The 13,422-nt window shown below is 44.0% G+C and carries 13 protein-coding genes; all 13 read left to right on the forward strand.

What is annotated here, in order from left to right:
* The first annotated feature begins 54 nt into the window (after window positions 1-54).
* Window positions 55-783 carry a UMP kinase gene (gene pyrH / locus ABLA85_RS12185; protein WP_340620934.1) on the forward strand — a complete coding sequence of 243 codons (729 nt, stop codon included), beginning with the start codon at window positions 55-57 and terminating at the stop codon, window positions 781-783.
* Between the two features lie 161 nt (window positions 784-944).
* Window positions 945-1,502: a ribosome recycling factor gene (frr, locus tag ABLA85_RS12190; protein WP_367964462.1), complete on the forward strand. Its 558-nt coding sequence runs from the start codon at window positions 945-947 to the stop codon at window positions 1,500-1,502.
* 169 nt (window positions 1,503-1,671) lie between these two features.
* Window positions 1,672-2,868, forward strand: a complete 1,197-nt coding sequence (gene ispC, locus ABLA85_RS12195; RefSeq protein ID WP_367964464.1) for a 1-deoxy-D-xylulose-5-phosphate reductoisomerase — start codon at window positions 1,672-1,674, stop codon at window positions 2,866-2,868.
* Window positions 2,869-3,182: 314 nt separating this feature from the next.
* Window positions 3,183-3,935 (forward strand): (2E,6E)-farnesyl-diphosphate-specific ditrans,polycis-undecaprenyl-diphosphate synthase, encoded by a 753-nt coding sequence (gene ispU / locus ABLA85_RS12200; protein WP_367964466.1) that lies wholly within the window; start codon window positions 3,183-3,185, stop codon window positions 3,933-3,935.
* A 9-nt stretch (window positions 3,936-3,944) separates the two neighbouring features.
* Window positions 3,945-4,808: a phosphatidate cytidylyltransferase gene (gene cdsA / locus ABLA85_RS12205; protein WP_367964468.1), complete on the forward strand. Its 864-nt coding sequence runs from the start codon at window positions 3,945-3,947 to the stop codon at window positions 4,806-4,808.
* 10 nt (window positions 4,809-4,818) lie between these two features.
* On the forward strand, window positions 4,819-6,171 hold the full coding sequence (gene rseP / locus ABLA85_RS12210) for a sigma E protease regulator RseP (RefSeq protein WP_367964470.1): 1,353 nt from the start codon (window positions 4,819-4,821) through the stop codon (window positions 6,169-6,171).
* Window positions 6,172-6,205: 34 nt separating this feature from the next.
* On the forward strand, window positions 6,206-8,599 hold the full coding sequence (bamA, locus tag ABLA85_RS12215) for an outer membrane protein assembly factor BamA (protein ID WP_367964472.1): 2,394 nt from the start codon (window positions 6,206-6,208) through the stop codon (window positions 8,597-8,599).
* A gap of 95 nt (window positions 8,600-8,694) precedes the next feature.
* The gene (skp, locus tag ABLA85_RS12220; protein ID WP_367964474.1) at window positions 8,695-9,192 is read left to right on the forward strand and encodes a molecular chaperone Skp; all 498 of its coding nucleotides are present in this window, start codon (window positions 8,695-8,697) and stop codon (window positions 9,190-9,192) included.
* Between the two features lie 4 nt (window positions 9,193-9,196).
* Window positions 9,197-10,225, forward strand: coding sequence for a UDP-3-O-(3-hydroxymyristoyl)glucosamine N-acyltransferase (lpxD, locus tag ABLA85_RS12225; RefSeq protein ID WP_367964476.1), 1,029 nt, complete (start codon window positions 9,197-9,199; stop codon window positions 10,223-10,225).
* Window positions 10,226-10,387: 162 nt separating this feature from the next.
* Window positions 10,388-10,840 (forward strand): 3-hydroxyacyl-ACP dehydratase FabZ, encoded by a 453-nt coding sequence (gene fabZ / locus ABLA85_RS12230; RefSeq protein WP_367964478.1) that lies wholly within the window; start codon window positions 10,388-10,390, stop codon window positions 10,838-10,840.
* A gap of 3 nt (window positions 10,841-10,843) precedes the next feature.
* Window positions 10,844-11,641: an acyl-ACP--UDP-N-acetylglucosamine O-acyltransferase gene (gene lpxA / locus ABLA85_RS12235; protein ID WP_367964480.1), complete on the forward strand. Its 798-nt coding sequence runs from the start codon at window positions 10,844-10,846 to the stop codon at window positions 11,639-11,641.
* Window positions 11,642-11,645: 4 nt separating this feature from the next.
* Window positions 11,646-12,830, forward strand: a complete 1,185-nt coding sequence (gene lpxB, locus ABLA85_RS12240; RefSeq protein WP_367964482.1) for a lipid-A-disaccharide synthase — start codon at window positions 11,646-11,648, stop codon at window positions 12,828-12,830.
* Complete coding sequence (rnhB, locus tag ABLA85_RS12245; RefSeq protein WP_367964484.1) at window positions 12,830-13,420, forward strand: ribonuclease HII; 591 nt, start codon at window positions 12,830-12,832, stop codon at window positions 13,418-13,420. Before lpxB ends, rnhB begins: the two co-directional genes overlap by 1 nt.
* Window positions 13,421-13,422: the final 2 nt, after the last annotated feature.

Genomic DNA, 13,422 nt, shown 5'->3' on the forward strand with positions numbered 1-13,422 from the left:
TTGAATAAACCGTAGTAATCCCCAATAATCCTTATCTGCTTAGGACTGAACACCATGGCAACCAATGCAAAACCCGTATATCAGAGAATCCTGCTTAAGCTCAGTGGAGAAGCCCTACAAGGCGCAGAAGGTTTTGGTATCGATGCCAGCGTCTTAGACCGCATGGCTCAGGAAATCAAAGAACTGGTTGAGTTGGGTATTCAGGTCGGTGTCGTTATTGGCGGAGGTAACCTGTTTCGTGGAGCCGGGTTGGCTGAAGCAGGAATGAACCGTGTAGTCGGCGATCACATGGGCATGTTGGCGACCGTGATGAACGGTCTGGCGATGCGTGATGCCTTACATCGCGCCTATGTGAACGCCCGTTTGATGTCCGCTATCCCGCTGAATGGCGTATGTGACAACTATAGTTGGGCTGAAGCTATCAGCTTACTGCGTCACGGTCGTGTTGTTATTTTCTCGGCAGGTACTGGCAACCCGTTCTTTACGACAGATTCCGCGGCTTGTTTGCGTGGCATTGAAATTGAAGCGGATGTTGTGTTAAAAGCAACCAAAGTTGACGGGGTCTATTCTGCTGACCCTACAAAAGATCCTGAAGCTGTTCTCTATAATAAGCTTACTTACCAGGAAGTATTGGAGCGTGAATTGAAAGTCATGGATCTTGCCGCCTTTACGCTGGCCCGTGACCATAACCTGCCAATTCGTGTTTTCAATATGAATAAACCAGGCGCACTTCGTCGTGTTGTCATGGGGGAAAGTGAAGGTACGTTGATTTCTCACGGCTGATTTCTCACGATCCGGTTTATCACTTCCCGTACTCAGAGACATTGGTGAAATTTGACGGTATGATCAGTGTCCTGATGTGCCGAATTTAATGACACAGGGCCATAAAATATCATGTTAATATTTATGGTCTAGAACATAACCAGCTCCCAAGGGTTTATAACGTGATTAATGAAATCAAAAAAGACGCACAAGACCGCATGGAAAAAAGCGTCGAAGCACTAAAAAACCAAATCAACAAGGTGCGTACTGGCCGTGCTTCTCCTAGCTTGTTGGATGGTATCAGCGTTGAATATTACGGCGCTGCAACGCCATTGCGTCAGATCGCAAACGTTGTTGCCGAAGATGCACGTACTTTAGCGATCACGGTATTTGATCGTTCTATGACCGCAGCCGTTGAAAAAGCGATTATGGCTTCTGATCTGGGGTTAAACCCATCTTCTGCTGGAACCATCATTCGCGTCCCTCTGCCACCACTGACTGAAGAGCGTCGTAAGGATCTGATCAAGGTCGTTCGTGGTGATGCAGAGCAAGGCCGTGTCTCCATTCGTAATATCCGCCGTGATGCTAACGATAAGGTGAAAGCACTGCTGAAAGATAAAGAAATCAGTGAAGATGAAGAACGTCGTTCACAGGACGACATTCAGAAACTGACTGATAGTTTCATCAAAAAGATTGATGAAGCGCTGACGAATAAAGAAGCTGAGTTGATGGATTTCTAATTGCCACTTCTCGAATCAACGCCGCAGCCCTGCGGCGTTGCTCTTATTGTTTAAATATTATTAATGTTTTCCATTTCGTATCACATTTCTTTCTTAAGCAATGGACATGGCGATCAGGACAGATCAAACTATTGCGATTTTATGTCAGTAGAATACTTAGAGTATAAAAATGAAACGCTTAACTATCCTCGGTTCAACGGGGTCCGTCGGGAAAAGTACACTCTCAGTTGTCAGAAATAACCCAGATAAATTCCGAGTTGTGGCACTTATTGCCGGGAAAAATAGCGAACTCATGGCACAACAATGTCTGGAGTTTCGGCCTCTATATGCCGCAATGGCAGATGAATATTCAGCAACAGAATTGCGGAGTTTATTGCAGGAACAATGCAGTCAAATCGAAGTCCTGTCTGGAAAAGATGCCATTTGTGATTTAGCAGCACTGGAAGAGGTCGATCAAGTCATGTCTGCTATTGTTGGTGTCGCCGGGTTATTGCCAACACTGGCAGCGATTCGCAAGGGTAAGCAAGTTCTACTCGCTAACAAAGAATCTCTTATTACTAGTGGCCGCTTGTTTATGGAGGCGGTTAGCCAATATAAAGCGCAATTATTGCCAATTGATAGCGAACATAATGCTATTTTCCAAAGTTTGCCTGAATCAGTGCAACATAACCTCGGTACTGCGAATTTAAAAGAGCATGGTATATCCAGTATTATTTTGACGGGTTCCGGTGGACCGTTCCGCAAAACCTCCTTGAATAAATTACCCTATGTCACACCTGATGAAGCCTGTGCTCACCCAATCTGGTCAATGGGGCGTAAAATTTCTGTTGATTCTGCAACAATGATGAATAAAGGGTTGGAATATATTGAAGCCCGTAATCTTTTCAATGCTTCTGCTGATGAAATGGAAGTGCTGTTGCATCCGCAATCGGTGATCCACTCAATGGTTCGTTACCATGATGGCAGTATCATTGCGCAATTGGGAACACAGGATATGTGTACTCCGATAGCTTATGGCATGGCCTATCCTAATCGCATTCTATCCGGTGCGAAACCGCTGGATTTTACTGAACTCAGTACACTCACTTTTGAAGCGTTGGACTATCGCCGCTACCCATGCCTTAAATTGGCAATTGATGCATGTCATGAAGGTCAGGCTGCAACAACAGCATTAAATGCAGCTAATGAAGAAACCGTCAGTGCTTTTTTACAGAATAGAATTTGTTTTACTGATATCGCTATAGTGAATCGACAGGTAGTTGAAAAATTAAATTTATCTGAACCTCAAAGCATCGAAGAGGTCTTAGAAATCGATAACATAGCGAGAATTTTAGCGAAAGAGGAAATCAAAGCCTTTGCTAAATAGCGAATTTTACTGATAAGTATATGTTTGTTTGCGTTTGGTCAGATGATATAGTTCGCAGGTAAATTATAGTTGTTATAATAACCAGTTTGATATTTGGCATACGTTTTTGTGGGCGTATATACCCAATAGATTCTGAGTTGTTGCACAGTCAACAACGAAAGAAACAGCGTAAGAGGTTAAGGGTATATCAGAGATAAAGGCTTTCATTCGGGTTTATGCCAGAAATAGCCGTGGTAATCGTTAACACGGCTTTTTCATGTGTGAAAGTTCTTGAACCACAATAAGCCAGCTTAGTTATTTAAGGATTAGTTTGAGTGATATCGCCTAGTGATTGTGGCTCATCGCTAACATTACCCAGACACGTTGCTATCATTATGGATGGTAATGGTCGTTGGGCAAAAAAGCGTGGGAAATTAAGAGTTTTTGGTCATCGTGCTGGAATTAAAGCTGTACGAAGTGCTGTGAGCTTTTCAGTTAAGAATAATATCGAATCACTGACATTATATGCTTTCAGTAGTGAAAACTGGAATCGTCCACAACAAGAAGTCAGTTCATTGATGGAACTGTTTGTTTTTGCCCTTGATAATGAAGTGAAGAGCTTACATAAGCACAATGTGAAATTGTCTGTTATTGGTGATATCAGTCGGTTTAGCCCACGGTTACAGGAACGTATCCGCCGTTCAGTTGAATTGACGGCGGACAATACCGGATTGCAGCTTAATATTGCCGCCAATTATGGAGGCCGTTGGGATTTGGTACAGAGTGTCAAGCAGATTGCTGAGAAAGTCAGAGCAGATCAGCTTAATCCTGAGGAAATTACCGAAGCAACAGTCAGTAGTTTTATGAACTTGAGTCAGCAGTCTGAAGTTGATTTAGTGATCAGGACGGGAGGTGAACATCGTATCAGTAATTTCCTGTTATGGCAGATCGCTTATGCAGAATTATATTTTACCGATATACTTTGGCCTGATTTTGATGAAACAGCTTTTGAAGGTGCTATTCATGCCTTTGCCAAACGAGAACGCCGATTTGGCGGAACACCAGACGATGCCGAAGTGGGATCATAGGAGGAGAACTTGCTGAAGTACCGTCTTTTAACTACGTTAGTATTAATTCCACTTGTTATTGCAGCTCTGTTTTTGCTTCCTCCCTCAGGATTTGGGTTGGTTGTTATTGCAGTTTCAGCACTTGCTGCATGGGAATGGGGGCAATTTGCCGGATTATTGACACAGACTAAACGTGTTACTCTGGCAGTGTTGTGTACTGTGGGGTTGCTGGTCTTGCAATACTCTTTGGCAGATCTTACTCACCTTACTGAAAAGCCACAAATTGTATATCTATTGTGGGCAGGCATGCTCTGGTGGGCTGCGGCTATTTTATTAGTTATTGCTTATCCTGCTTCAGCTTCTATTTGGAAATCCTCCGTTACACTGCGTATGTCATTTGGTTTTCTGACAATTGTGCCATTTTATTGTGGAATGATGGTATTGCGTACCCAAGGATATGAGAATAATACTTATCACGGTGCGTGGTGGCTGTTGTATGTGATGTTGCTGGTGTGGGCCGCTGATTCGGGGGCTTACATTTTTGGGCGTGCATTAGGTAAACATAAAATGGCACCTAAGGTGTCTCCGGGCAAAACACTTGAAGGACTGGCTGGTGGATTGTTGACTGCTGCGCTTATATCATGGCTGTTCAGTAAATTTGCCCCAGTGCCTGTTATGCCTGAGAACTTATTGTTGATTTCCGCCGTTGTTGTTATTGCATCTGTTTTCGGTGACCTGACCGAAAGTATGTTCAAGCGGGAATCAGGAATTAAAGACAGTAGTCAGTTGATCCCAGGGCATGGAGGTGTGATGGATAGGGTAGACAGTTTGACCGCGGCGGTTCCTGTTTTTGCAGGGCTGGTAATGTTAATTTCTTCTGGATTTGGTCTCTGAAGGTACATTAATGGATATTCTCTGGAATCTGGCTGCATTTATTGTTGCATTGGGTGTGCTTATCACAGTGCATGAGTTTGGTCACTTTTGGGTGGCCAGACGATGTGGTATTTACGTTGAGCGTTTTTCCATCGGGTTTGGTAAAGCACTTTGGCGTCGTACAGATAAACAGGGAACCGAATACGTTATTGCCCTTATTCCCTTGGGCGGATACGTCAAAATGCTTGATGAAAGGGTTGAAACTGTTGCTCCTGAACGTCGTCATATGGCATTCAACAACAAAACCATCGGTCAGCGTGCGGCGGTTGTCAGCGCAGGCCCAATCGCAAACTTTATTCTGGCTGTTGTTGCTTATTGGTTGGTTTTTGTGATCGGTGTGCCTTCGGTACGCCCGGTGGTTTTGGATATCAAACCCGATTCTATAGCGGCGCAGGCAAATATTTTGCCCGGAATGGAACTAAAAGCTGTTGACGGTATCGAAACTCCTGATTGGAACTCAGCAAGGCTGGCGTTAGTGAGTCAAGTTGGTGAATCCTCCGTTGAGGTGAGTGTAGCACCAATGGACTCTTCTGATGCTATTCAAAAAACACTGGACTTGCGACATTGGGCATTTGATCCATCCAAACAGGATATTTTGCTATCTTTAGGAATTATGCCGGTTATTCCGCATCCCAGTTCTCAGGTGGATAAAATCCATCCTGATTCGGCAGCCGAAAAAGCGGGTTTACAAAGTGGGGACAGGATCGTTAAAGTCAATGATCAGGATATAGATGTCTGGCACAGTTTTGCATCTTATGTCAGGAAGAATCCGAATATTTCTCTAAAATTAGACGTTGTGAGAGCTGGCAGTATAATCACTTTATCATTGACTCCAACGGCTAAAAAGCTTTCCGATGGGCGTGAAATAGGTTTTGCTGGTATCGAATTTAAAATCATCCCGCTGGCAGATGAATACAAAACAGTTCAACAATATGGGCCATTCTATGCTTTTTATGAGGCAGGGGATAAAACCTGGCAATTGATGAAGTTGACCGTCAATATGATTGGCAAATTGATTGTTGGAGATGTAAAACTCAATAACCTCAGCGGCCCTATTTCCATAGCCAAAGGAGCTGGTGTATCGGCTGATTCTGGCTTGGTGTATTATTTGATGTTTTTGGCGCTAATCAGCGTCAATCTTGGGATCATTAACTTGTTCCCATTACCTGTACTAGATGGTGGACACCTGCTTTTCCTTGCTATCGAGAAGATCAAGGGAGGGCCGGTCTCCGAGCGTGTACAAGACTTCAGTTATCGCATTGGTGCTATATTGCTGGTGTTATTAATGGGGCTTGCACTTTTCAATGATTTCTCCCGCTTTTAAGGTGGGAGACCAGTTAGGAAAACGCATAACAACGATGGCGATGAAAAAGTTGCTCATAGCGTCGCTGCTGTTCGGCAGCGCCACTGCATACGGTTCAGACGGATTCATAGTTCGGGACATTCATTTTGAGAGTCTTCAACGTGTCACCGTTGGTGCAGCATTATTGAATATGCCTGTTCGCGTAGGTGATACAGTCAGCGACGGAGATATCAGTCGCGCGATCCACGCCTTGTTCGCGACTGGAAATTTTGAAGACGTTCGTGTCTTGCGTGATGGCAATTCACTGGTCGTTCAGGTAAAAGAACGGCCAACCATCGCCAGCATTACTTTCTCCGGTAACAAGGCGGTGAAAGATGACATGCTCAAGAAAAACCTTGAGGCCTCTCGTGTTCGTGTTGGTGAAGCTCTTGACCGCACTATGCTGTCAAATATCGAAAAGGGGCTGGAAGATTTCTACTATAGTGTAGGTAAATACAATGCCACAGTAAAAGCCGTTGTCACACCCCTCCCCCGTAATCGTGTCGACCTGAAACTTGTCTTTTCCGAAGGTATTTCAGCCAAAATTCAGCAGATTAATATTGTTGGCAATAAGACCTTTGCTACCAATGAATTGCTCGATAATTTCCAACTCAGGGACGATGTTCCGTGGTGGAATCTGACCGCTAATCAGAAATATCAAAAACAGGAGTTAGAAGGCGATCTTGAAAAACTGCGTAGTTTCTATCTTGATAGGGGTTATGCCCGTTTCAACATTGATTCGACTCAAGTCAATCTGACACCTGATAAAAAAGGGATTTATATCACTATCAACATCACAGAAGGGGATCAATATAAAATCTCAGGTGTTGATGTAAATGGTAATTTGGCAGGATACCAATCTGAAATAACGAAACTGACTAATATTAAACCAGGTTCATTGTATAATGGAACCGGGGTAACCCATATGGAAATGGCGATCAAATATCTTCTTGGCCGCTATGGTTACGCCTATCCTCGTGTCATGACACAACCTGAAATCAATGATGCAGACAAAACTGTGAAACTCCATGTCAACGTAGATGCAGGTAACCGTTTCTACGTCCGTAACATACGTTTCACTGGTAATGACACCAGCAAAGACTCTGTATTACGCCGTGAAATGCGTCAGATGGAAGGGGCATGGTTGGGTAATGATCTGGTTGAGTACGGAAAAGAACGTCTCAATCGATTGGGCTATTTTGAAACGGTTGATGTTGCAACCGAACGTGTACCGGGCAGCCCTGACCAAGTTGATGTGGTCTATAAAGTTAAAGAGCGTAATACTGGCTCCATGAACTTTGGGATTGGTTTCGGTACTGAAAGTGGGATGAGTTTTCAGATCGGAGTCCAGCAGGATAACTGGCTAGGAACAGGTAATGCCGTAGGTATCAATGCCAGCAAGAATGATTACTCAACGTCTGCGGATTTGTCTTTTACGAACCCTTATTTCACTGTTAACGGTGTGAGTCTGGGTGGTCGGCTGTTTTATAATGATTTTCGTGCTGATGATGCCTCTCTTTCTAACTATACCAACAAATCATACGGTACAGATGGTTCTTTTGGCATTCCACTGAATGAAAATAACTCGTTATTCTTCAGGCTAGGCTATGTTCATAACTCATTGTCTAATATACGTCCTCAGTTGGCTATGTGGCGTTACATGAAGAAAATGAACAAAGATCCGGGTCTTACGGATAAGGTCAAGTTTGATTCCAATGACTTTATGCTAACAGTTGGCTGGAATTACAATAGTCTTGACCGTGGTTTCTTCCCGACTTCCGGGCTTAAAGCAGGGGTAGATACGAGAGTCACTGTGCCTGGCTCAGATAACCAATTCTATAAAGTTACTCTGAACTCTGCGGGTTATTATCCTATTGATGATGATCATTCATGGGTCATAATGGGACGTGCTCGTCTGGGTTATGGTGGTGGTTTCGGTGGCAAGGAAATGCCATTCTATGAAAACTTCTATGCTGGTGGTTCCACTAGTGTTCGAGGTTTCCGCCCCAATAATATTGGTCCAAAAGCAGTTTATCTCAAAAAAGGGAAAGATGGTCTGCCTGAAGTTGATAGCAGGGGAGTGTCCCAGGATGCAGTTGGTGGTAATGCAACAGCAGTTGCCAGCTTCGAGCTGATTACGCCAACGCCTTTCCTGGATGCAAAATATTCTAACTCTGTGCGGACATCTCTGTTTGTAGATGCAGGAACAGTATGGGATACCAATTGGAGCAATGCTTACGCTGGTTTACCTGATTACAGCAAGCCGAATAATGTCCGTGTTTCTACTGGTATTGCGTTGCAATGGTTATCTCCATTGGGGCCTCTAACGTTCTCTTATGCTCAGCCAATCAAAGATTATAAAGGGGATAGAACAGAGCAATTCCAGTTTAATATTGGTGGAACCTGGTAAAAATCAATCGTTCTTGGTGGAAAATCGCCTTATTATTAAATAAGGCGATTATAAATATCCCAACATATAAATAGCGTAAGTCAAAGGAGTTTATCGTGAAGAAAGTACTGTGTGCAGCAAGCCTTGGTATCGCATTAGCTTTTTCTGCTGGTGTTCAGGCGGCAGAAAAAATCGCTATCGTGAATGTTGGTGAAATATTCCAACAACTGCCTGCTCATGAAGCTGTTGCAAAACAGTTGGAAAACGAGTTTAAAGGCCGTGCATCTGATTTACAGCGCATGGAATCCGACTTGCAGTCTCAGCTCCAAAAATTGCAGCGTGATGGTTCAACCATGAAGGCAAGTGAGCGCGAAAAATTAGAAAAGGAAGTACTGACTAAACGTAATGAATTTGCACAAAAAGCACAGGCTTTCGAAAATGATAACAGTCGTCGTCGAATGGAAGAACGTAACAAGCTCTTGGGCCGAATTCAGGATGCAGTTAAAGTGGTTGCAGGTAAAGAAGGTTATGACCTTGTTATTGATGCAAACACCGTAGTATATGCTGCATCTGGCAAAGATATTACCTCAGAAGTATTGAAGCAGGTTAAATAAATAAATGGTTTCGATTCGATTGGCTGACCTTGCTCAGCAGTTGAATGCGCAATTGCATGGTGATGGCAATATCGTCATCACTGGTATTGCCCCTATGTATTCAGCAAATAGCGAACAAATTACATTTTTATCGGATAGCCGTTACACCGAGAAACTTGCAGAGTGTCAGGCCGCTGCTGTTGTGCTGCGCGAAGCCGATTTACCTCATTGTAAGATTCCAGCTCTGGTGGTTGATAATCCTTATCTTGCCTATGCACGTATGGCGCAAATCATGGATACAACGCCACGACCTGCGCAGGATATCCATCCATCAGCAGTGATTTCTTCTGAAGCAACATTGGGCAGAAATGTTGCAATTGGGGCAAATGCAGTTATCGAATCAGGTGTTGTGCTTGGTGATAACGTTATCATTGGTGCTGGTTGTTTTATTGGCAAAAATGTGCGTATCGGTACAGGAACTCGCCTTTGGGCCAATGTTTCTGTGTACCACAATGTTGAAATCGGTGAACAATGTCTCATTCAGTCAGGGGCTGTTATAGGCTCTGATGGTTTTGGTTATGCCAATGATCACGGTAATTGGATTAAAATCCCTCAGTTAGGCACGGTAATGATTGGTGATCGTGTTGAAATAGGTTCCTGTACTACTATAGATCGTGGTGCTCTGGATAACACTGTCATCGGTAATGGTGTTATCATTGACAACCAATGCCAAATTGCTCACAACGTCACAATTGGTGATAACACTGCAATAGCGGGTGGTGTCATTATGGCGGGGAGCCTGAAAATTGGTCGTTATTGTATGATTGGTGGAGCCAGTGCCATAAACGGACATATGGAAATCTGTGATAAAGTAACTGTGACTGGTATGAGCATGGTGATACGCCCTATTACTGAGCCGGGTGTATATTCATCTGGTATACCAGTACAGCAGAATAAAGTTTGGCGTAAGGCTACTGCTTTAGTAATGAATATTAACGAAATGAATAAGCGGCTTAAATCTGTGGAACGCCAGCTTGAAGGTGACAGCAAGTAATCATACAAACGTTTTGGTTGTACTTTTATTTTTGCGGCCTGTCTGATAACTCCTCCGGGAGTTGACGCAGGCCGTGTCGTTAATGCTGTATGTTTTGACGATATTGTTTAATAACATATTTTTTGATACTACGATTGGAATACAGACAGGAAGAGTATTTAGATGAGTGATAATCATACTCTGCAAATTGAAGAAATTTTGGATTTACTGCCTCACCGCTACCCTTTTTTGCTGGTAGACCGCGTTCTGGATTTTGAAGAAGGCAAGTTTCTACGAGCAGTTAAAAATGTAACGTTTAATGAGCCATTCTTTCAGGGGCATTTCCCAGGTAAGCCGGTTTTTCCTGGCGTATTGATCCTTGAAGCAATGGCTCAGGCAACTGGAATTCTGGCATTCAAAAGTGTTGGTACACTGAAGCCGGGAGAATTGTATTACTTTGCAACTATTGATAATGCGCGTTTTAAACGACCAGTTTTGCCGGGTGACCAGATGATTTTGGAAGTAGAATTTATTAAAGAACGCCGTGGTGTTGCGCGTTTCAGAGGTGTAGCAAAAGTCGATGGAGAAGTGGCTTGCGAAGCTGAAATGATGTGTGCCCGCCGCCGTGAGGCTTAATGCATGATTGATTTGACTGCTACTATCCATCCCTCTTCTATTGTTGAAAAGGGAGCTGTTATTGGTGCCAATGTTCGCATTGGCCCATTTTGTTATATCGGTTCGCAAGTAGAAATTGGTGAAGGGACTGAATTGAAATCCCATGTTGTGATCAACGGGATAACTAAGATTGGTCGTGATAACCAGATTTATCAATTTGCGTCAATTGGTGAAGCTAATCAGGACCTCAAATATCAGGGTGAACCCACTCGTGTTGAAATCGGTGATCGTAACCGTATTCGCGAAAGCGTATCGATTCACCGTGGCACTGTCCAGGGTGGTGGTGTCACCAAAGTTGGCAGTGATAATTTGCTGATGATTAATGCCCATATTGCTCATGACTGTATTGTCGGTGATCGCTGTATCATTGCTAATAATGGTACGTTGGGGGGGCATGTTATTCTTGGTGATTACGTGATTATCGGTGGAATGACAGCAGTTCATCAATTTTGTCAGATTGGTTCCCATGTTATGGTGGGAGGGTGTTCCGGCGTTGCTCAGGACGTGCCTCCTTATGTTATTGCACAGGGTAACCATGCCACGCCTTTTGGTTTGAATATTGAAGGCCTGAAACGTCGTGGATTTGATAAAGAATCGCTGCACGCTATCCGTAATGCGTACAAGGAACTTTATCGTAGTGGAAAAACTTTGGAAGAAGCCAGAAAAGGGATTGAAATTCAGGCTGCAAACAACCCACATGTAAAAGTATTCAGTGATTTTCTGGCGAGTTCAGCAAAATCCAGCCGTGGCATCATTCGTTAAGTAGATGAAGGACACTCCTTTGACTACCTTTTCTTCTGCCAATAATCAACGTCCGCTGATCATTGGCTTAGTCGCCGGAGAAACATCCGGTGATATCCTTGGTGCGGCACTGATCCGCGCATTGAAAGCTAAAATCCCTGATGCCCGTTTTGTGGGTGTCGCAGGCCCCCTTATGCAAGCCGAAGGTTGTGAAGTCTGGTATGAGATGGAAGAACTGGCGGTCATGGGAGTCGTTGAGGTTTTAGGACGTTTGTCCCGTTTGTTAGAAATTCGTAAAGATTTAACAACGCGTTTTACTGAGTTGAAACCAGATGTCTTTATTGGCATTGATGCCCCTGATTTCAATATCACCCTGGAAGGTCGGCTGAAACAGCAAGGGATCAGAACTATCCATTACGTCAGCCCATCGGTATGGGCATGGCGTCAGAAACGGGTGTTCAAAATCGGTCGTGCGACAGATCTGGTACTGGCATTTTTGCCGTTTGAAAAAGCGTTCTATGATCGATTTAATGTTCCATGCCGATTTATTGGGCATACAATGGCAGATGCAATGCCGCTGCAAACCGATAAAACTGCCGCCAGGGAAACGTTAGATATTCCATTGGATGCTCATTGCCTGGCGCTTTTGCCGGGTAGCCGCAATGCCGAAGTAGAAATGCTGAGTGCCGATTTTCTCAGAACTGTACAATTGCTAAGGAAGGATTTGCCTGATTTGCATGTATTGGTTCCATTGGTAAATGCCAAACGGCGTGAGCAATTTCAGCGTATAAAAGATGAAATTGCACCGGAATTATCCATTCATTTATTAGATGGTAAAGCCCGTGAAGCGATGATAGCCAGCGATGCGACTTTACTGGCATCCGGTACAGCAGCATTGGAATGTATGCTGGCTAAGTGCCCAATGGTAGTAGGCTATAGAATGAAACCTCTTACATATTGGTTGGCAAAACGCTTGGTGAAAACACCTTATGTCTCCCTACCTAATTTGTTGGCAGGTGAAGAGTTAGTCAAAGAGTTACTACAGGATGAATGCGAGCCAAAAGCGCTGTCAGAGGCATTGCTGCCGCTCTTGCGTGGTGGTGCTGAAGTGGAAGCGTTAAAGCAGACCTTCCTGCATTTGCATGAAAGTATTCGTTGTGATGCTGATGAGCAGGCGGCACAGGCGGTACTGGAGTTAGCGAGAAGATAATGAATTTTGTTTATCCTCAGGCGAATTTGATTGCCGGTGTTGATGAAGTTGGGCGTGGCCCGCTGGTAGGTGCAGTGGTTACTGCGGCAGTTATTCTTGATCCTGCTAACCCCATTGCAGGCTTGATGGATTCGAAAAAACTGACAGAAAAACGTCGTGAAGCGCTTTATCTGGAAATTAAAGAAAAAGCGTTGTGTTGGAGCCTTGGGCGCGCTGAGCCAGAAGAAATTGACCAGCTCAATATCCTTCATGCCACAATGCTTGCTATGCAGCGTGCTGTTGCAGCTCTGGCTATTCAGCCTGATTATGTTTTGATTGATGGAAATCGTTGCCCTGTATTGTCGATGTCAGCACAGTCGGTAGTAAAAGGAGATAACCTGGTAGCGGAAATCAGTGCCGCTTCTATTTTGGCGAAAGTAACACGAGATAGGGAAATGACTGAACTGGATAAACAGTTCCCTGAGTACGGTTTTGCGAAACACAAAGGTTATCCCACCGCACTGCATTTGGAAAAATTGTCTTTGTTGGGGGCTACGGAACACCATCGTAGAAGTTTTGCGCCAGTCAAACGTGCGCTGACTCTTGGATAAAA

The sequence above is a fragment of the Xenorhabdus sp. SGI246 genome (assembly GCF_040838225.1).
Taxonomy (GTDB): Bacteria; Pseudomonadota; Gammaproteobacteria; order Enterobacterales; family Enterobacteriaceae; genus Xenorhabdus; species Xenorhabdus indica.